The sequence below is a fragment of the Kitasatospora sp. NPDC056783 genome (assembly GCF_042789895.1).
Taxonomy (GTDB): domain Bacteria; phylum Actinomycetota; class Actinomycetes; order Streptomycetales; family Streptomycetaceae; genus Kitasatospora.
This window is the reverse complement of record NZ_JBHUAF010000137.1, coordinates 1-19,456: the sequence shown is the minus strand read 5'-3', so window position 1 is coordinate 19,456 and position 19,456 is coordinate 1. Positions and strand designations below refer to the sequence as shown.

General features: G+C 74.7%; 14 protein-coding genes. 9 read left to right on the top strand and 5 right to left on the bottom strand.

Annotation, left to right across the window (positions count from 1 at the left end; genetic code table 11):
- Window positions 1-2: 2 nt before the first annotated feature.
- The 3 genes from ACFRMQ_RS20540 to ACFRMQ_RS20530 form a co-directional block, all read right to left on the bottom strand.
- Entirely contained in the window at window positions 3-1,190 is a 1,188-nt protein-coding gene (locus ACFRMQ_RS20540; protein ID WP_380731931.1) for an agmatine deiminase family protein, read from the bottom strand.
- Between the two features lie 74 nt (window positions 1,191-1,264).
- A complete protein-coding gene (locus ACFRMQ_RS20535; RefSeq protein WP_380731930.1) occupies window positions 1,265-2,302 on the bottom strand; it encodes an agmatine/peptidylarginine deiminase in 1,038 nt (345 codons plus the stop codon).
- Between the two features lie 244 nt (window positions 2,303-2,546).
- The gene (locus tag ACFRMQ_RS20530; protein ID WP_380731929.1) at window positions 2,547-3,101 is read right to left on the bottom strand and encodes a TetR/AcrR family transcriptional regulator; all 555 of its coding nucleotides are present in this window, start codon (window positions 3,099-3,101) and stop codon (window positions 2,547-2,549) included.
- Between the two features lie 170 nt (window positions 3,102-3,271).
- On the opposite strand from ACFRMQ_RS20530, the gene ACFRMQ_RS20525 reads away from it, so the two are divergent.
- The 5 genes from ACFRMQ_RS20525 to ACFRMQ_RS20505 are packed head-to-tail and all read left to right on the top strand — an operon-like array spanning window position 3,272 to window position 7,470.
- Window positions 3,272-3,832, top strand: a complete 561-nt coding sequence (locus ACFRMQ_RS20525; protein WP_380731928.1) for an RNA polymerase sigma factor — start codon at window positions 3,272-3,274, stop codon at window positions 3,830-3,832.
- A complete protein-coding gene (locus ACFRMQ_RS20520) occupies window positions 3,829-4,671 on the top strand; it encodes a zf-HC2 domain-containing protein (RefSeq protein ID WP_380731927.1) in 843 nt (280 codons plus the stop codon). The genes ACFRMQ_RS20525 and ACFRMQ_RS20520 overlap by 4 nt, the downstream gene beginning before the upstream one ends.
- A gap of 32 nt (window positions 4,672-4,703) precedes the next feature.
- A complete protein-coding gene (locus ACFRMQ_RS20515) occupies window positions 4,704-5,513 on the top strand; it encodes an ABC transporter ATP-binding protein (RefSeq protein WP_380731926.1) in 810 nt (269 codons plus the stop codon).
- A complete protein-coding gene (locus ACFRMQ_RS20510; protein ID WP_380731932.1) occupies window positions 5,507-6,907 on the top strand; it encodes a hypothetical protein in 1,401 nt (466 codons plus the stop codon). Before ACFRMQ_RS20515 ends, ACFRMQ_RS20510 begins: the two co-directional genes overlap by 7 nt.
- Window positions 6,904-7,470, top strand: coding sequence for a hypothetical protein (locus ACFRMQ_RS20505; RefSeq protein WP_380731925.1), 567 nt, complete (start codon window positions 6,904-6,906; stop codon window positions 7,468-7,470). The genes ACFRMQ_RS20510 and ACFRMQ_RS20505 overlap by 4 nt, the downstream gene beginning before the upstream one ends.
- Before the next feature lie 3 nt (window positions 7,471-7,473).
- Here ACFRMQ_RS20505 and ACFRMQ_RS20500 read toward each other — a convergent pair whose 3' ends face one another.
- Entirely contained in the window at window positions 7,474-10,344 is a 2,871-nt protein-coding gene (locus ACFRMQ_RS20500; RefSeq protein WP_380731924.1) for an NACHT domain-containing protein, read from the bottom strand.
- An 87-nt stretch (window positions 10,345-10,431) separates the two neighbouring features.
- Between ACFRMQ_RS20500 and ACFRMQ_RS20495 the strand changes: the two genes are divergently transcribed.
- Window positions 10,432-10,581: a hypothetical protein gene (locus ACFRMQ_RS20495; protein WP_380731923.1), complete on the top strand. Its 150-nt coding sequence runs from the start codon at window positions 10,432-10,434 to the stop codon at window positions 10,579-10,581.
- Between the two features lie 61 nt (window positions 10,582-10,642).
- Here the strand turns inward: ACFRMQ_RS20495 and ACFRMQ_RS20490 are convergent, their stop codons facing one another.
- A complete protein-coding gene (locus tag ACFRMQ_RS20490) occupies window positions 10,643-11,479 on the bottom strand; it encodes an HAD-IIB family hydrolase (protein WP_380731922.1) in 837 nt (278 codons plus the stop codon).
- A gap of 298 nt (window positions 11,480-11,777) precedes the next feature.
- Between ACFRMQ_RS20490 and ACFRMQ_RS20485 the strand changes: the two genes are divergently transcribed.
- The 3 genes from ACFRMQ_RS20485 (at window position 11,778) to ACFRMQ_RS20475 (ending at window position 19,007) form a co-directional block, all read left to right on the top strand.
- Window positions 11,778-15,095 carry an FtsX-like permease family protein gene (locus tag ACFRMQ_RS20485; RefSeq protein WP_380731921.1) on the top strand — a complete coding sequence of 1,106 codons (3,318 nt, stop codon included), beginning with the start codon at window positions 11,778-11,780 and terminating at the stop codon, window positions 15,093-15,095.
- Between the two features lie 79 nt (window positions 15,096-15,174).
- Complete coding sequence (locus tag ACFRMQ_RS20480) at window positions 15,175-17,994, top strand: hypothetical protein (RefSeq protein WP_380731920.1); 2,820 nt, start codon at window positions 15,175-15,177, stop codon at window positions 17,992-17,994.
- Between the two features lie 98 nt (window positions 17,995-18,092).
- Window positions 18,093-19,007, top strand: coding sequence for an ABC transporter ATP-binding protein (locus ACFRMQ_RS20475; protein ID WP_380731919.1), 915 nt, complete (start codon window positions 18,093-18,095; stop codon window positions 19,005-19,007).
- Window positions 19,008-19,456 lie beyond the last annotated feature (449 nt).

The window sequence follows — 19,456 nt, the reverse complement described above, 5'->3', positions numbered from 1 at the left end:
GTTCAGCCGAGGGCGGGGACGTCGTGGGTGGCGCAGTGGATGCCACCGCCGCCGCCCGCGATCGCGTCGATCTTCACCGGGACGACCTCCCGGCCCGGGAAGTACTGCTTCAGGACCTGCTGGGCCCGGTCGTCGGCCCTGGCGTCGCCGAACTTCGGAAGGTAGACGCCCTTGTCGCCGACGTAGAAGTTCATGTACGAGGAGACGAAGGCGTCGCCGCGCCCGGTGATCAGGTCCGGGTCCGGCTGCTGGAGCTCGACCACCTTGAGCTTGCCGCCCCGGGCGTCGGTGGCCTCCGCCAGCACGGCGCGGGCCTGGTCGGCCGAGCGGGACCAGACGTCCGGCGGGGTGCCGGGGAAGGCCTGGTCGAGCAGGACCACGCCGGGGGCGGCGAAGCGGGCCAGACAGTCGACGTGGGCGTCGGTGATGTCCTTGCCCTTGACGCCCGCCAGCCAGATCACCTTGGTCACGCCGAGCACACGCTTCAGTTCCGCCTCGACCTGGTCCCGGCTCATGCCCGGGTTGCGGTTGTCGTTGACGACGGAGCTCTCGGTCAGCAGCAGGGTGCCCTGCCCGTCGCTCTCGAAGGAGCCGCCCTCGGCGACCAGCCGGGTCTCGATCCGTTCCACGCCGAACCGGGCCAGTGCCGTCCGGGCGACCTTGGCGTCGTTGCCGTGCCGCTGCTTGCCGCCCCAGCCGTTGAAGTTGAAGTCGACGCCCTTGACCTTGCCGCCCTCCTCGACGAACACCGGCAGGGTGTCCCGGGCCCACAGGTCGTCGACGGCGACCGGTACCACCTCGACGGCCGAGCCGCAGGCCCTCCGCGCGGCGTCCTGCTGCTCAGGGCGGGCCATCAGCACGACCGGCTCGCGGGCCGCGATCGCCTGGGCCAGGCCGGCCACGTCCCGGCGGACGTCCGCGAGCTGGTCGCCCCAGACGCTCTCCGAGGCCGGCCAGGACATCACGGTGCGCAGGTGCTTCTCCCACTCGGCGCCGAAGCGGCGCCCGCCGGCGGTGGCGCCGGGCGAGCCGCCGGGGGTGCCGCCGGGCTGCGGGGGCGGCACGGCGGCGTCGGGGTTCCCGATGTCGTTGGGGTCGCAGGCGGTGAGGCCGAGGGTGAGGGCTCCGACGCCGGCGCCGACACCGGCGAGGGAGCGCATCAGGGAGCGGCGGGACAGGGCGTTGGACATGCGGGTACTCCGGCTGGTGTTCGGTGCGGTGGGGGTGGGGTGGGGCGGTGGTGTGCGGCTCGGCTTCGCGGCGGCTACGGCAGCGGCTCGTGCATGGTCGAGCAGTGGATGCCGCCGCCCCCGGCCATCAGGCGGTCGACGTCGATCTGCACCACCTCGCGGCCGGGGAAGGCCGTGGCCAGCGCCTCCCTGGCGGCGGCGTCCTTGTGGGCGTCGCCGAACTGGGCGGTGATGACGCCCCCGTTGACGAGGTGGAAGTTGAGGTAGGAGTCGACGAAGTCGGACTTGCGGGAGCGGACGGTGTCCGGGCCGTGCACCGGGATGACCTCCAGGCGGCGGCCGCGGGCGTCGGTGGCGGTGGACAGGATGGCGAACTGCTCGCGGGCGTCCCGGGCCCAGGGGTCGGTGCGCTCCGGCGGCGGCAGCTGGACCATCACCACCCCGGGGCGGACGAACCGGGAGGTGACGTCCACGTGGTCGTCGGTGATGTCCCGGCCCTTGATGCCGGGCAGCCAGATCATGGTGTCGGCGCCGTACGCGTCCAGGACGGCCTCCTCGATCTCGTCCCGGCTCATGCCGCGGTTGCGGTTCTTGTTGACCAGGCTGCTCTCGGTGGCCATCACCGTGCCGTCGCCGTCGGTCTCGACGGCGCCGCCCTCGCCGACGAAGTCCGCGTAGGTGTGGCGCAGGCCGCGGCGGGCGGCGAGGCGCTCGGCGACCCGGGCGTCGTCGTGGTGCACCTGCTTGTCGCCCCAGCCGTTGAAGTTGAGGACCACGGCGTCCAGGCCGCCGTACCCGTCCCGGCGGAACACCGGGGCGATGTCGCGCATCCACAGGTCGTCGGTGGGGATGTCGGTGATCACCTCCACGCCGGAGCCGCACCGGGCGCTGGCCTTGCCCGCCGTCCAGTCGTCGGGGGCGCACATCACCACGGGCTCGAACTCGGCGATGGTGCGGGCGATCAGGGCGATGTCCTCCTGGACGCCGCCCAGGCGCAGCCCCCAGACGCCCCGGCGGGACGGCCAGGACATCCAGGTCCGCGCGTGCGGGACGTCGTCCGCCGGTACCCGGGGGTGCGGCCCGGTGGAGCGGTCATCGCGGTAGTGGGTCATGAGGGTCTCCTGGTGGTGCGACGGTGCCGGGCAGGGCGCCGGGGGCCGCCGACTCCACTCTTCGCGCGGTGGCGCGGCGGCGCACCACGGGGCGGGCCACGGGGGCGGGTCCGGCGGCAGCGCCCTGCCTGAGCTTCAGGCTCGCACTGACTGAAAAATCAGTCAAACTTGCGAAAACGTCTTGACGCGTCCTTGACGGACTCCGGCCCACCGGTCGGGGGTGCCCCGGCGCGGCCCGTCCGGCTCAGGCGCCGAGCCGGGCCACCTCGGCGTCGATCGCCTCGGTCAGGAGCGCGCGGGCCTGCGCCAGCGGCAGGCTGCCGCTGAGCCAGCGCGTGCTCAGGCCCTCCAGCAGCGCGGTCAGCCGCTCCGCCGCCCCGGCCAGCGCGACCGCCGAGGCCATCGGCCGTACGCCGCCCAGCAGTTCCGCGATCTCCTGGACCCAGATCCGGGTGGCCCGCGCCAGGTCCTCGCGCAGCGCCTCCTCGAACACCGCGCTGGCCCGCAGCTCACCCCAGGCGGTGCTGTTCTCCCGCACCTCGGCGGTGTCCTGGAGCTCCAGCAGCAGGCTCTGCTCCAGCTCCTCGCGGGGCGTCGGCGGCGGAGCGTCCGCGGCGCGCTCGGTCGTGTACCGCCCCGCCCGGTCGTTGATGAACTCCAGCGTCTGCCGGAGGATTCCGGTGCGGTCCTTGAAGTGGTAGTAGATCAGCGCGGTGGACACCCCCGCCTCGGCCGCGAGCTCCTCCACCCGCAGCCCGCGCACCCCGCGTCGCGCGATCACCCGCGCCGCTGCTTCCATGATCGACGTTTTTCGACTGGCCACGATCCATCACCCTACCGGGGGTGCGGGCGCCGCCCCGGCCCCTTGGCTGAAAATATGGTCAGGGGGTGCGAGGGTCCGGCCCCGCGCATGTGACGCGGATCACTCCGAACGCAGAACCCGCAGGCCGGACCGGGCGTCTGGCTGGTGTGAGATCACGCAGGAGAGCACTGGACGAACAGGACGAGGAACGCCTCCTCCGGCTGGTGGCCCGAGGCGACCGCGCGGCGTTCGACGAGCTGTACCGCCGCACCTCGCCCTGGCTGGCGGTACGGCTGCGCCGCCGCTGCGCCGACGAGCAGATCGTCGCCGAGGTCATGCAGGAGACCTACCTGGCGGTGTGGCGCGCGGCCGGCGCGTTCGCCGGGAGCGCGGTCGGCGGGACGGCCGTCGGCTGGCTGTGGACGATCGCGGCCCGCCGCCTCGTCGACGCCTTCCGGCGCCGCGCCCACCACGCCGAGCCGCCCGTCGCCGCCGCCGAGCGGGCCGTGGTGCCCGCGGCCGAGGAGGAGGCGCTCGCCGGGACCGTCGGCGGCGACGTCGGCGACGCCCTGCGGCGACTGGCACCGGAACTGCGCGAGGTGCTCCAGGCCACGGTGCTCGACGGACTCTCCGTCAGGGAGACCGCCGTCCTGCTCAGACTGCCCGAAGGCACGGTCAAGACCCGCGCCCGCCGGGCCCGGATCGCGATGCGGGAGGCACTGGCATGAACGAGCGAACCATCGGCGGGGACCACGCGTCCAGGCGGCTGATCGACGACTACGCGCGCGGTGACACCACGTTGCCCGCGGACACGGTGTGGGCGCTCGAAGCCCACCTGGAGACCTGCGCGACCTGCCGGAGCCGGCTGGCGGCCGCCGTGGCCACCGAGGCGCCGGACACCGCCGCCCTCCTCGACACCGTCCGGGCCGCCCTGGAGCCGGAGCTGGACGCGGCCGTCCGGGCGCCCGCACGGCGCCGTCGCCCGAGGTGGGCCGCCGCCTGGCTGACCCCGGCCATGGCCCCGTGGACGACGATGGCCTTCGCCGTCACCCTGCTGGCACTGCTGCTGGACGCGCTCGCCCCGCCGTCGGTCCTCGGTGGCGCCTCACTCGTGTCGGTCATCGCCCCCGTCCTGCCGCTGTGCGGTGTCGCCGTCTCGTGGTCGCGCGCCCTGGACCCGGCGCACGAACTGACGGCCTCGACCGCCCGGGCCGGCCTGCCACTTCTCCTCCGGCGCACCACCGCGGCCCTCCTGGTCGTCCTGCCCGCGCTCCTGCTGGGCGGCCTGCTGACCGGGACCACCACCGCCGCGCAGTGGCTGCTGCCCTCCCTGGCCTTCACCTCCACCGCCCTCGCACTGGGCAGCGTGATCGGCGTGACCCGCGCCGCCGTCGGCCTGGTGGCCGCCTGGGGCGCCGTCGTCGTCCTGCCCGCCTGGGCCACCGGCCACGTCCCCGTCGTCCTGGACCTCGTCCTGCGACCGGACCGACTGCCCTCGTGGGGGCTGCTCCTCGCCCTCGCGAGCGGCGCCGTGATCATCCGCAGGAACGCCTACTCGACGCTGTGACACCACCACCGACCCCCGAGAGGGACCACCGCATGACACCCCTGATGAGCGCGGCCGACACCGCGCCCAAGACCTACGCCTGGGAGATCCGGGCCGCCGGCCTGAAGGTCCGCGCCGGCCGGAAGAAGATGGCAGTCGACGGACTCGACCTCCACCTGGGCATCGGCGCCCACGGCCTGCTGGGGCCCAACGGCGCCGGAAAGACCACCCTGATCCGGGCACTGGCCACCGTACTGCGCCCCGCCGAGGGCGAACTGGAACTGCTCGGCGCCTCCGTCACCGGACTGGGCGACCACCGGGCCCTGCGCCGCCGGATCGGCTACCTGCCCCAGGACTTCGGCTACTACAAGCGGTTCACCGTCCGTGAGTTCGTCGAGTACATGGCCTGGCTGAAGGAGGTCCCGAAGGCCGAGGTCCCCGCGGCCGTCCAACGGGCCGTGGAACGGGTGGGCCTGGCCGACCGCGCCGACCACCGGATGAAGACCCTGTCCGGCGGCATGGTGCGACGGGCCGGCATCGCCCAGGCCATCGTCAACGACCCGGCGGTGCTGCTGCTGGACGAGCCGACCGCCGGCCTGGACCCGGCCCAACGGCTGCGCTTCCGCGAACTGTTGCAGGAACTGGGCCGCGACACCTGCGTCGTCGTCTCCACCCACCTGGTCGAGGACGTCGCGGCCGCCTGCTCCGACGTGGTGCTCTTCGCCGACGGCCGCCTCGTCTTCCAGGGCACGCCCGACGACCTGGCCGCGGCCGGAGGCCCCGAACACCCGGGTGACAGCCCCCTGGAGCGCGGCTACTCGGCGCTGCTCCACACCTCCGGGCAGCGGGGAGGCGCCTGGTGACCCGCGTGCTGCGCATCGAACTGAGGCGTTCCGCCGCGCCGTGGGCCGGCCTCGTGGTCCTCGGCGGAAGCCTGGCGATCCTCTGTCCGATCGACGGGATCTGGTGGAGGGGCACCGCCGGGTGGACGGCCCAGTGGACCACGATGGCCCTGTGGACCAGGTACCTGCTGGCCTTCTGGTGGCCACTCGTGATCGGGCTGGGCGCGGTGTACGGCCTGCGCGAACCCCGCTCGCGGATGGGCGAGCTGCTGACCACCACACCGCTGCCGGCCTGGCGCCGCGCGGCGCTTCCGGCGGGCGCGCTGGCGCTCGCGCTGGGGGCGGGCTTCGGCCTCCTGGTCCTGGTGGGCGGGGTCCAGGTGGCCCTCGGCGGGACCACCTACACTCCGCTCGGCTGGCTGCCGATCTCGCTCGTGGCGGCGCTGGCCCTGGTCGCCGGAGCGGTCTTCGGCATGGGTGTCGCGCGGGCCCTGCCCTCGGTGCTCACCCCGCCGGCCCTGGTGCTGGCCGTCCTGGCGCTGACCGGAGGCCTGCTGCGGCCGAACAACGAGGGCACGGTGCCGGCGAGCCACGCGCCGAACCGGCTCGCCCTGCTGTCCCCGGCGACCGCGGACCCGCGGGAGATGCTGCTGACCCTCTCCGGCTCCGTCCACCTCGGCCAGACGCTCTGGCTGCTCGGCCTGCTCGCCACCGGCCTCGCCCTGCTGTCGTCGGTGACCCGCCGGGCCCGGCTGCTCGCCGTGGTCCCCGTCCTGGCCGGCGCGGCCCTCGGCCTGGCGGTCCTCCCGGCCACCGCGCGCGACACCTACGTCGTCGACAAGGCCGCGGCGGCCCCGGTCTGTGACGGGCCGGTGTGCGTGACGCGCGCGAACGCCGCCCGCCTGCCCGAGCTCGCGGCGCGCGGCACGGAGGCGCTGCGCGTGCTGCGCGAGGTGCTGGGCGACCGGGCCCCGGCATCGGTGCGGGAGGACACCGCGCTGCGCGTGCTCGGCGAGCCGCGCGCACTCTCCGCCGACACGGTGCTGGTCGACTTCGACGAGCGGCTGTTCGTCGAAGCGACGGGCGAAGCCCTGACCCGCGCGCTGATCGCCCAGGGGCTGGCGCCGAACTGCCGCGGGCACAACGACCGGGAGGGCGGCTTGACAGGCGACGTGCCCGCCCAGAGCATCGCCGTGAGCTGGGCCCTGCGGGACTCCGCGGTCCGACCGCTGGAGGAGAAGGGCACCGACTCGTACGCGATCAAGGACTGGGCCGACGCCGACGTCGCCTGGGAGAAGCTGACGACGCTGCCGCCGGCCGAACAGCGTGAGTGGATCACGGGCCTGCGGACCGCCGCCCTCGCGTGCGAGGGACGCGACCCGCTGCGGGCCCTGACGGGGGAGGCGCGGCGATGAGGTGGCTGATCCTGCACGCCCGTTCCCGGCAGGTGCCCGCCTCGGCGGCGGCGGTGCTGTTCGTCGCGCTGGCGCTGTGGGCCTTCACCGGCTCGGGGCCGGTGGGCCTGGGGACGGCGGTCCAGATCCTCGCCGCGAACGTGGCGGCCGGCTCCATCGGGCTCGGCGGCTGGGACCTCGTGCTGGAACGGACGGCCGCGATCCGGTGGGTACCCCGCCGGGCGGCGCACGTGCTGCTGATCGGCGCGTTCGCGAGCGCGGCGCTGCTGGCGGTCCAGGCGGTCGGGCCGGAGATCGCCCCCGCCGGGGCCGTCGTCCGGACCAGCGCGGGCCTGGTCGGCCTGGCCGCGCTCGGGGCGGCCCTGTTCGGGGCGCACGTGGGGTGGATCCTGCCGACCGGCTGGCTCGGGTTCACGCTCCTGGTGCCGCCTCCGGGCGGGGTCGTGGGGGAAGTGGCCGGTTGGATGCTCTACTCGCCGAGTACGACGGCGTCCACGGCGACCCCGTGGGTCCTGTTGGGGGTGGGCACCGTGGTGTACGCCGTGGCGGGTCCACGGCGGTAGCGGTCACGGGAAGTGCTTGATGGTGCCGGGCGGGAAGCCCTCGCCGCCGATGAGGTGGCACTCGCCCCAGACGGCGATGGTGAGTTCACGGATCCCGCACAGCGGAGTGAGGTCGAGGATGCCGAACGGGCCGGTGAACGCGATGGACAGGGAGGTGAGGGCCGGGAACGTCCGCCGCAGTCTGGCGAGGTCGATGCTCGCGGTAGCCCGGTGCAGGGCGACATCCGTCACCCTGGGGAGCGAACCGCGCAGGGCCGGGCCGGGATCGATGAGCATGACGGATGTCAGCATCGGAAGGTCGTTCAGCTCGGCGAGGTCTCCGACGGAATCTGCCGGCAGCGTCAGGTGCGTGAGGTGCTGGAAGCGCTCGATGCCGGTGATCGCCTGGGATTCGGATGGGTAGTCCAACAGTTCCAGGACGGTCAGCCCGGTCGGCGCGGGAAGCTCCGCCAAGGTGGGGTAGCGGACCGGCATGGCGAGGCGAAGGCGTTTCAAGCGATCGAAAGAGGCGAGGACCTCCAGGTCCTGGATGCCGGTCAGGTCGAGTCCAAGACTGGTGAGCGGCAGGTCGGCCAGCGGGGCCAGGCCGGTGATCGCGGGGCACGTGTTGAGTTCGAGCCGGGTGAGCTGAGGGTATTGCCGGAGGAACTCCAGGCTGTCGATCATGTCGTTGTCGATGAGGAACAGGCAGTCCCTCCCCGCCAGTTGTCCGGATCTGATGAGAGCATTCGCCGAGTGGGAACCCTGGATCCGGAGAGTCGGGAAGGAGCGGGCTGACGGTGCGTGGGCGAGCTGTGCGGGCGTTCTGACGGTGACCTGGCCGTCTCCTGGGCAGTGGGCGAGGATCTCCCGAACGTACTCCTGGGGATCAGTACGGCTCGAATCCCAACCCGAGCCGAGTTCGCTCCAGACCATCGGTCCCGTTGCCCCTCGGTAGCGCTTCAGGAACGGAATGGCCGCCTCGCCGCCGATTCCCAACGCCGTGTGGACGACGAACGCCTGTTCCTGGTCGTCGAGTCCTTCCGGGCCGGGCAGCAGATCGAGCACCATGGTGCCGAACGCCACCAGTCGGCCGGCCTGCACCCAGGACCGCGGTGGCACCAGCCGGGTCACCCGCTCCACCGTGTCGGCCCTGATCGCCGGATCAAGTTGGACAGCGTGCTCCAGGCAGGTCGCGGCGAGGAGGTGGAGCCGGGCCTGTTGTCGCCGGGCTGCTCGGTCACCGCGTTCGATCAGATCGTTGATGATGCGTCTGGCCTCGTCCGGCCGGGAGTGGGCCACGGCCATCCGCAGCACGTCCTCCCACTGGTCGTCCTCCGCGTGGCAGTCCAGCAGGCCGAAGTCACGTGCTTCGACGGCGGCCTTCGCGCCCAGGTAGTCCTGGAAGGTGCGGTGGATGAAGTCGATGGTCTCCGCCGTGGGCTGGCGGAGCAGGCCGGTGCGGGCGATGAGGTGGGCCAGGACCGCAGGAGCGTCACCCTGTTCCGCGACCGCCGGCATCGCCGAGAACGCGGTGGCGATCTCGTGCTCGGCGTCCGTCCGGTCCGCCTCCGCCTGGCCGTTGCGGATCATCCAGTACGCGAGGCGCTGGAGCAGGTGGATGCTCTGCTGCTCGTCCAGCGTGATGCCCTCGGGCGCCAGGACGTCGCGTTCATCGTCGCGGCGGACCAGGAGCATCGACAGCGCGGCGTCGTACAGGGCCTTGCGGCCGCGCGGGAGGTGGCCCCGGCGGGTGCGGTGGAGTGCGCAGATGAGGGCGCAGAGCAGCGGGGTGGTGGCGAGCTGGGAGAGGTTGGGCTGGGCGCGAACGGTGTCCTTGAGCCGCTCGGCCAGGCCGGACAGGTGGGCGGCCTCCTCGGGAGTGGTGTCCTGGTCCCGCGCGGCCTCGTGCCAGCGGTCGATGAACACGGCGACGTCGCGGCTGCCCATCGGCCGGACCGTCAGCTCGGCGAAGCCCTCCCGGGCCAACTGCCCTTCCTGGACGGCGGTCGGCCGGGTGGTCATGGCGAAGAACGAGTTCGGGTAGACGGCGAGCAGCTCGTCGAGCCACTGGTAGGTGCGCCTCCGGTCGGCCTGCGGCACCTCGTCCACTCCGTCGAGCAGCAGCATGCCGCGTCCGGAGGACAGCACCCGGTCCGCCCAGCCGGCGGGTTGGGTCGCGGTCAGCGGGCAGTCGAGGTGGGCCAGGAACTCCGCCGGGCTCGGCAGGGACCGCCTGCGGGCCAAGGTCCGCAGGGGCATCAGGAACGGTATGTGTTCGCTCAACTTCTTGAGCTGGCTGGGTAGTTGCCTCTTCGCCGTGACCACCGTCAGCCATTGCAGGAGAGTGGTCTTGCCGCTGCCGGCGAGTCCCCGGATCAGCACCCGGTCCAGGCCCGCGAGGGTGTCCTCGGCCCGCTGCACGCGGATGGTGGGCGCGGTGCCGGTTTGGTCGTGGCGGCCGATGGCCCCCGGCGCGGTCGACAGTTCGAGGCTGAGGTAGGCGGTGTCCAAGGGCCAGCGGGAGCGGTCGTGGCTGAGGTCCAGGCCGATGATCTCCAACTTGCTGTGCCGTCTGGCCAGGTACGTGAGATAGCGACTCTCGAACTCTCCGTCGGGGTCCGGAATCCTCGCCGGATCCTGGGCGCACGTCCGCCGGAGCTCGATGAGCTGCTCCGGGATCAGGTGGAGCGCCCGGGCCAGCTCGCGGAGGGTCCGATCCGTCGGGATGCTCCCGTTGTCGTTCAGCGCCTGGCTGACGGTGGTCCGGCCGAGGCCGGATCGGCGTGCCAACTGCTCGACGGTCAGGCGCTGTCGGGTCATTCCGTGACGCAGGATCGAGGTCAGGTCCCTGCGCGCGACGGCCTCCGCTGAGGGCGGCTGCGGCTCACTCATGCGTTCATCTTTGTTCATCCGAACGCCGGTGAACGCCCGATCGGTGAGATTGGCCCCGTCCGTGAAACCCCGGCCGTTGGAGGCCCGATGTTCCCGCAGCTCACTGCCGTCCTGCTCCTTGTCCTCGTGCTCGGCGTGGTGTTGCCCGCCGTCTGGTCGCGGCAGCCCGCGCGGCGTACGGCCGCGCGGACGGTGCTCCGGATGCTGCTCGACGCGGTCGCCCGCCGCGCACGGTGAACAGCCGGAACCCGTACCGGGTTCGGGCGGCCGATGGCGTGGACGGTCCGGGCGGCGCTGGTCAGGTTGGGCAGCTGCCGGTGGGGCTGCTGGGCGGCTGCCGACTCGCGCCGTTCCGGTGCGGCGGCGGGCGGTGGTGGGCTACCACCGGGTCGTGCTGTCGGATGGGGTGCGCGGGGCTTTCGGCGAGCCACCCGAGTTGCCGCAGCGCCGCGTGGATGCCGGCGGCGCCGGCCTCGTCGGGGCGGTGGACGAGAGGGTCCTCGGCGAGGGCGGTGAGCAGGGCCGGTTCGGCCCCGGCGACGACCACCGCGTGCGCGCCGGTCCGGAACAGCGAGAGGTCGTTGAGCGAGTCTCCGGCGACGAGGATCTCGTCGGTTCGCCAGCCCAGCTTCCCGGCCAGGGCCCGCAGGGCGTTGCCCTTGGAGGCTGCCGACGGCAGGACGTCGAAGTACCGGTCCGCCGAGTACACCCAGGAGCAGCCGAGGGCTTCGACGGCCGTGGTGAGCTCGTCGGTGAGCCGGTCGGGGGAGAGGCGGTAGGAGCAGCGGCCGTCCTGGGCGAGGTCGTGCTGGTAGGCCAGTGCGGGGAAGCGGCGCAGCGCGGCGCGCACCTGGTCCGCCCCCGGCCAGCCGGTTCGCAGGTGCTCCTGCGCCGGGTCCACGGGGGTGAAGTCCGCGCCGTCGACGACGGTGGCGCCGACGTCGGCGATGATCCACCGGGGTGGCGGGACGAGTGGATCGTGGAGGACCTCCCGGACGGAGGCGAGCGCGCGTCCGGTGGCGAAGACGATCGTCACCTCGGGGTGGCGGGCCAGGGCGTCCCGTAACCGCCGTCGGTCCTCCAACGTGCCGCCGAGCAGGGTGCCGTCCAGATCGGTGACCAGAATCCTCGACATCCGAGGGACGCTAACACGGCCGCGCCCCGCGTTGAAGTGTCCATCTCACGTCGATGCCCACCCGGCGCGGACGGCCGACCGGCGGCCGGCGGAGGGGTTGAACCCGGGAGGGGTGGCGGCGCGTCCAACTGGACGAGGAATTGGTACAGACCACATGGGATTATCCTGCCGAATCCTCAACTCACTTACACATTTGGCCATCTGATGCCCACTCCGGTTCCCGCGGCGGGCTTCGATCCGAGGGGAGCAGCGGATGTCACTGACGGGGATCGGGCGCCGGTTCGGCAGACACGGGCTCGTGCTGGCAGCCGTGGCGGTGAGCATCCTGGTGGCGACGGCGGTGCTGTCCGCGGTGGCCGGGCTGGCCGAGTCGGCCGCCACCTCGGGGGTGCGCCAGCGGCTCGCCGCCGACGCCGGACGGTCGGTCGAGGTGGCCGCGCGCTGGACGGCGCAGGGCCTGCCGGCGGCCGACCGGGCGGTGCGGGCGGCGCTGGCCCGGACGATGGAGGGCACTCCGTTCCGCACCGAGCCCGCGCTGCGCACCACCGTCAACGTGGACCTGCCGCTACCGCCCGCCGGGCGACGGCGGCCCACCGACACCGCGCTCACCCTGCGTCCCATCGGGCTGGCGGACCCGGGCCGCTACGCCCGGCTGCGCAGCGGGAGTTGGCCGGACGCCGCGAGCGCCCCCGCCCCCGATGCCGCCCCCGCCGCCGGCGGACTGCGCGTCGCCCTCCCCGAGGCCGCCGCCGACCGGCTCGGCCTGGACACCGGCGGCACCGCCGTCGTCCACGACCCCGCCACGGGCGGCCCGCTCACGCTCACCGTGACCGGCGTCTACCGGCCGGACCCGGCCGCCGCCGCGTTCTGGACCGGCCTCGGCGGTGCCGACGCCGCTACCCTCCCGCTGCTGCTGGTCGACGGCCGGCAGCTGACCGCCTCGCCCTCGTTCGCCGCCACCACCCTCGCCGTGTGGCTGGCCCTGCCCGACACCGGCGGGTCGAGCCTGCCCGAACTCGCCGCCCTGCGCGACCGGGTGGCCGCCTTCGCCCGCGGCGACACCGCCCGCTCCGTCTACCGCGGCGGCCCTCCGGCGCTGGCCGACACCGTGGCGCGCAGCGGGTTCCCCGCCGCCGTCGACAACCAGGCGGCGGCGGCCCTGACGGCCAGGGCCGAGATCGCCGTACCGCTCACCCTGCTCGCCGTGCTCTCCGCCGTTGTCCTGGTGCTGACCGCCCGTCGTCTCGCGGAGGCGGTCGCGGGCGAACAGGCGCTCCAGCGGTCCCGGGGGGCGGGCGTACCGCGCCTGCTCGCCGCCGCGGCCGGCGAATGGCTTCCGGTCGCGCTGCCGGCCGCGCTCGGCGGGCTGCTGCTCGCCGAACCGCTGGTGGCCGTCGTGCTGCGAGGTGCCGGGGTGGGTGGCGCCGAGGCCCACGGCCTGGCCGCCGACGCGGGCCGGACCGCCTGGTGGGCCGCCGGGTTCGCGCCGGCGGTGCACGGTGCGGCACTGCTGCTGCCGCTCGCCCGGCAGGCGCTGGACCCGGGCGCCGGACGGGCCCTGCGGGCGCGCGGTGCCCGTCGGCTGGGACTGCAACGGGCCGGCGCGGACCTGGCCCTGCTCGCGGTGGCGGTCCTCGGCTTCCTCCAACTGCGCCACTACCGCGGTCTGGTGGCGTCGGACGGGGGTTCCGGCCTCGACTCCGGGATCGATCCGGTGCTGGTGCTCGCCCCGGCGGCGATGGCGGTGGCCGGCGCCGTGCTGCTGCTACGGCTGCTGCCGCTGGTCGGGCGACTGCTGGAACGCTCCGCCGGGCGGGCCCGGGGACTGGTCCTGCCGCTGGGTGCCTGGCGGTTGAGCCGGGACACCGGCCGCCAAGCGGTCCCGGTGCTGGTGACCCTGCTGGCCGTGGCCTGCGGCAGCCTGGCCGCCGGGGTGCTGGCCGCACTCCCGGACAGCGACCGCGCCCGGGCGCTCCACACCGTCGGCGCCGACCTTCGGCTGTCCGAGGTGACCGGCCCGCCGCCGCAGCGGCAGGCCGCACTGGCCGCCCTGCCCGGAGTGACGGGGGTGACCCCGGTCGCCGAACAGGCCGCCTACGTGGGCGGCACGGTGGTGCAGACCGTCGCCCTCGACACCACCGCCGCCGCGGCCACCGGACGGCTGCCCGCGCTGAGCCCGGGCCAGACCGCGCAGCCGGTCCCGGAACTGCTGGCCCCGCTGACCGCCGTACCCGTCCAGGGCATCCCGGTCCCGGGCGAGCCGACCGCGCTGGAGGTGACCGTCCGGGCCACCGCCGACGGGCCCGCCCCCGGGCTGGTCCTGGGGCTCCTGCTCCAGGACTCCCGGGGGATGGCCGACCGTCCGACCGCACCGCTGCCGGCCGACGGCAGCCCGCACACCGTGACCCTGCCCCTGCCCGACGGCCACCGGCGCGCCGTGCCGCTGACGCTCACCGGCCTCGCCGTGCACTTCCCCGGGGAGCTGGCCCGGCGCGTCACGGTCGAGCTGGAGGTGTCCGGCGCCGCCGCCGTCACCGCCGGGCAGCGGACCGGCCTCGAACTCCCCTCGGGACAGCTCTGGCACCCCGCCGGCGCGGTGTCCCCCGACCCGATCGCGCTCGACTGCCCCGGCACCGTCCGCGGCAAGCGGCACGAGCCCGACCCGGGGGCCGGAGCCTGCGCCTGGTCGAGCGACGGCTCCGCCCTGCTGCGCGCGGTGGTGCGCTCCCAGTGGCCGCTCGACCGGCAGGACCGGGTCGGCGCGGACCTGGCCTTCGGGGTGGTGCCCGAGGGCTGGCAGCCCTCCGGGACCGGCGGGCCGGTCCTCCCGGTGCTCCCCGCGATCGCCGACCGCGCCCTGCTGGACGCGGTCGACGCGAAGGTCGGGGACACCCTCAAGCTCTCCTGGGAATACGACGGCCGGAGCGCCCAACGGGTGCGGATCACCGGGGAGGTCAGCGCCCTGCCGGGCTACGACCGGGTCCAGGGCCACCTCCTGCTGGACCTGCGGGCGGTCGCCGGCACCCGCGCGGCGACCGGGACGGCACCGCTCGACGTGGACCGCTGGTGGCTGGCCAGCAGCGACCCGGCGGCCACCCGGGCCGCCGTCGACGGCCACGTCGAGTTCGGCCGGGTGCAGAGCGTCGCGCAGGTCGCCGCGGATCTGGCGAACGATCCCTTCCGGACCGGCCTGCGCTGCGCCTGGCTGCTGATCGTGGTCACCGCGCCGCTCTTCGCGGTGACCGCCCTCGTCCTGCACACGGTGGGCGCGGTCCGGACCCGGCGGCGGGAGTTCGCGGTGCTGCGCGCCCTGGGCGTGCGGCGCGGTGAGCTGACCAGACTGTTGCGCGCCGAACAGCTGGCGGTGACCGCGCCGCCCGTCCTGCTCGGTGCCCTGCTGGGGCTGCTGCTGGCGGCCCTGCTGTTGCCCTTCACCGTGCTGGACGACGGCGGGGGGCAGCTCTACCCGCTCCCGGCCGCCGCCCCGGGCCGGCCCGCCGCCGCGCTCACGGCGCTCGCGAGCGGCCTGCTGATGGCCCTCGCGCTGCCGGTCCTCACCCGGCTGCCGGCCCGGGTCGATCTGGTCCGGGCCCTGCGCGCGGGGGAGGACGGATGAGCCCGGCGACGGCCCGGCGGGACGCGGCCGCGCACCGGGTGCCACACCAGGACGGACCTTCCGACGGGGGGAGCCCCACATGCTGACACTGCGCCTGATCCGGCGCGAGGCGCGGATCGCCTGGCCGGTGGCGGCCGTGCTCGCGCTGCTCGCCGTGCTGGCCACGGCGATCCCGCTGTGCTGGCCGCCGCGCCTGGACCGGCTGGCGGCCGGCTCGCTCGCGGACCGGCTGGCCCGCGCGCAGCTGACCGGGCCGCTGCTCTCGGTCGACACCCGCACCGCCATGGCGTACGACCTGGGACTGACGCCCGATGGCTCGCTCGACCGGAAGCTGGACGGGATCGGCGCCCGGCTCCGCGGCGCCGGCACCCCGGGACTGACCGCCGCGCTGGGCGCGCCGCAGGCCCGGGTGGTCACCGAGAGCGCGACCGCGTACACCCTGCCGGCGCCCGCCGGGTACACCCTGCCGGCCGCGGTCAGTCTGGTCCACGCCCAGCCCGACGCGCCGAGCGGCCCGGTCGAGTACGTCCGGGGTCGCGCGCCGGACCAGCCGCCGCGCCCGACGGACCCGTCGGTGGGGCGGCTCCCGATCGAGGTCGCGGCCTCCGAAACGGTCGCGGAACGGCTCGGCCTGACGGTCGGGCAAGGGTTCGACGTGGCGAGCGACCGGTGGAGTGCCCCGGTCGTCCTGGTCGGGGTCTTCCGCACCGACCACGGCGCCGGCCGGCTCTGGCAGCGGCTCCCGATGCTGGTCGCACCCTGGAAGGTGCAGACCCGCGCCGGCTGGGAGCTGGACGCCCAGCTGCTGACCAGCGCCGGCGGCATCGAACAGGCGGCCGGGCAGGCACTCCACGTGATCTGGGACGTGCCGGTGGCGCCCGACCGCTCCGGCCCGGCCGCCACCTCGGCCGGGCTCGCCGAACTGCGCACCGGACTGGACCGGCTGCGCTCCGCCGACCTGGGGCGGCTGTGCGCGGACCTGCCCGGCGGGCGCTGCACGCTGGTCGACCACGTGGTGCCCACGATCACCGTCGCCGACCGGCTCGGCCCCGAGCTGGAGGCCTTCGCCGCCCAGCGCGGGCGCACCGAGCAGCTCCAGGGCTTCGCGCTCGCCGGACTGCTCGCCGTCGTGGTGGCCACCGCCGTCGCCGCCGCGCGGCTGGGCGTGCGCCGCCGGGCCGGCGCTTTCGCGCTCCAACTCTCCCGTGGTGCCGGCCTGTTCGGGATCGCGGGCCGGTTGCTGACGGAGGCCGCGGTGTCCGTCGGCACCGGTGTCGCGGCGGGCTGGATGATCGGGCGGGTGCTCACGCCGCCGGGCGCCGACCCGGGATCGCCGGTGCCGGCGCTGATCGCCGCGCTGCTGATCTGGTGGGCGCCCGCCGTGGTGCTGCTCGGCTCGGCCGGGCGGGCCCGCCCGGTACGCCGCTCGCGCCGCGTCGTGCTGGAGGTCCTGGTGCTGCTGCTGGCCGGCGGCTCGCTGGCCGCGCTGCGCGCCCGCGGGACCTTCGCCGGTTCCGGCATCGACCTCCAACTCGCCATGACCCCGGTACTGTTGGCGCTGGTCACGGTGATGGTCCTGCTGCGACTGCTGCCCCCGGTGGTCCTGCGGGCCACCCACTGGGCACGCCGCTCGCGCGGCCTCGTCCCCCTGGTGGCACTCGCCCGGGCCGGTACGCGGAGCGGCGCGGCCGCACTCGCCCTGCTGGTCCTGGTGCTGGCCACGGGGTACGGGGTGTTCGGAGGGCTGGTGACGCGCACCGTCGCGGACAGCCGCACGCAGGCCGCCGAGTGGCGCACCGGCGGGGCCGCCGCCGCCCTGGTCGGTCCGCGCGACCGGCTGTCCGGTGACCTCTCGAAGATCCCCACCGTCGGCCACCAGGTGGCCGTCAACGCCCTGACCGCGGAACTCACCTCGCAGGACGACGGCACCACCCTCCCCGGCGCCCAGCTGGTCGGACTGGACGCCGCCGCCCTGGGCGCGGCCGCACCGTCCTCCGCGGTGGCCCGCGCCCTGCTGGCCGCCGACGGGACCGACACGCCGGTCGGGCGCTCCGGCGAGGACGGCGGCGTCCCCGTGCTCACCGCGCTCGCCGACCCGGCGCTCGCCGCCCGCTTCCCCGACGCCACCTTCGAGGTCTCCGCCCTCGGCACGAGCCGCGTCCTGGTCCGCGTCGTGGGCGCCCTGCCCGAGGAGGCCCTGCACGACCCGGTGCTCGGGCCGGTGCTCGGCACCGGGCCGTCGGGCCCGCTGCTGCTGTTCGGCGGACCATCCGGCGGGCGCCTGCCCGCGCAGAACCGCCACCCGTCCGCCGTCCTCTTCTACCCGGCCGCCGACGGACCGCCGGTGGACCCGGCCGCCGTACGGAGCGGTGCCGCCGCGCAGCTCGCCCCCGGCGGCGACGTCTGGGCGCCGGTGGAGTTCCGTGACCGGGCCGCCGAGCTCGACCTGCTGCGCGGCGACGGTCTGGTCCGCTCGGTCGGGCTCGCGTTCCGGGCCACCACCTGGCTCGGCCTGCTGCTCGCGCTCGGCGCGCTCACCCTGGACCTGCTGCTGAGCGCCGCCGAACGCGCCCGCACCTCGTCCTACCTGCGCACCCTGGGCACCGGCAGCCGCGCGGTGCTCGGCCTGCAACTGCTGCAACTGCTGCCGCTGCTGCTGGCCGCGGCCGTCGGCGGCACCGCGCTCGGCCTGCTGCTGCCCGGCGCGCTCGGCCCCGCCCTGCGGCTGAGGGCACTCACCGGCGGGCCGTTCGAGCCCGCCGCACACATCGACTGGACGACCACCGTGGCCCTCGGCGTCGCGGTGGCCGTCCTGGTGACGGCGGCCGCCGCGCTGGAGGCGGCGATCAGCCGCCGCCGCGGTCTGGGCGCCGTCCTACGACTGGGGGAGGCGTTGTGACCGACCGTCCGACCGAACGACCCGGGCCGGCTGCCGGTACCGGGCGCCATCCCGGGGCCGAGCCGGCTGCCGGTACCGGTACCGGGACCGAGCGGCCGATGGTGGCCTGCGAGAGCCTGGTGCGGATCTACCGCACCGGCTCCACCGCCCGGGGAGGGGTGGAAGTACAAGCCCTGCAAGGCCTCGACCTGACCGTGCGGGCGGGCGAACTGATGGCCCTGGTCGGCGCCTCCGGCTCCGGCAAGTCCACCCTGCTCGGCATCCTGGCCGGCCTGGACACCCCCAGCGCCGGCACCGCCGTGGTGGACGGTACCGACCTGGGCGCGCTCGGCCGGCGCGCGCGGACCGCCTACCGGCGCCGGACCGTCGGAACGATCCAGCAGCAGACCGCGAGCAACCTGCTGCCCTACCTGACGGCCCACGAGAACGTGCGGCTGCCGATGGGCTACGCCGGAGTGCCGCGCCGCGAACGCGCCGCCCGGGCGACGGAACTGCTCGGCCTGATGGGCCTCGCCCGGGCCGCCGGCCGCACCCCGGCCGCGCTCTCCGGCGGCGAGCAGCAGCGGGTGGCCATCGCCGTGGCCCTCGCCAACCGACCCCGGCTGTTGCTCGCCGACGAGCCCACGGGAGAGCTGGACACCGCCACCTCGGAGGAGGTCTTCGGCGCTCTGCGCGCCGCCAACGCCGAACTGGGCACCACCGTGCTGATCGTCACCCACGACCCCCTGGTCGCGGACCAGGTGGGCCGCACGGTGCGGATCCGCGACGGGCGCACCTCCACCGAGGTGCTGCGCCACCCCGCCACCACGGGTGCGGACGGCTCGACAGCCGTCCAGGAGTACACCGTGCTGGACCGGGTCGGCCGGCTCCAGCTGCCGAGGGAGTTCACCGAGTCCCTGGGCCTGGCCCATCGGGTGCGGCTGGTCCTGGAGCGCGACCACATCACCCTGTGGCCCGACCACGACCGGCCGGCGCCGGGCGGCGGGGACGGCGAGGAGCCGGGGCCGCCGTGAACCGGAACGGCGCCACCCACCGGATGGCCACCGGTGGAGACCGGCTGTTCCGGTAGGGGCGGGGGCCGCCGCGCTGCCGGGAAACCATGGGTGACTCCCGGGGGCGCGGCCGGTCACGCTGGGCATTTGTGTCGGGCGTGGAGGAGGAGTACTGTCTCCCAGTCGCCCGATGGAGAACACCGGACACGCGTTTCGCGTGGACGGCCCTGGGCGGCCAATCCATCAGAAACATTCGTTTTATCGGATTGCGGCCGGATTCGCTTTTCGCAGCGGAGAGCGGCTAGAGTTTGAAACGTCGGACAGGGCGCCAAGCCCCGAAAGACGCCGGCGAGTCGGAAGTGAAAAGCCCCGGTAAAACGGAGCGGAAAACATCTGATAAGCTGGGAACACGAAAGAACGAAGCCCGGAGGGCCTGCTGGAAGGCAGTCCGAAGGAAGCGTCCGTTCCTT